The organism is Streptomyces sp. MMG1121 (genome assembly GCF_001280015.1).
In the GTDB taxonomy this organism is placed as follows: Bacteria; Actinomycetota; Actinomycetes; order Streptomycetales; family Streptomycetaceae; genus Streptomyces.
Genome location: NZ_LGDV01000179.1, coordinates 1 through 207 on the forward strand (window position 1 = coordinate 1; position 207 = coordinate 207).

Genomic DNA, 207 nt, shown 5'->3' on the forward strand with positions numbered 1-207 from the left:
GCACCCGCCGACCAGTCCACATGCGGCGTCGGCTCATCCACATGCAGCGTCTTCGGCAACACCCCGTGCCGCATCGCCATCACCATCTTGATCACACCGGCGACACCGGCAGCCGCCTGCGCATGCCCGATGTTCGACTTCAACGAACCCAGCCACAACGGCCGCCCGGCATCCCGACCCTGCCCGTACGTCGCCAACAGCGCCTGC

General features: G+C 67.6%; 1 pseudogene. It reads right to left on the reverse strand.

Annotated elements, in window-relative coordinates:
* Nucleotides 1–207: pseudogene (locus ADK64_RS16690) on the reverse strand (polyketide synthase); the annotation flags it as partial.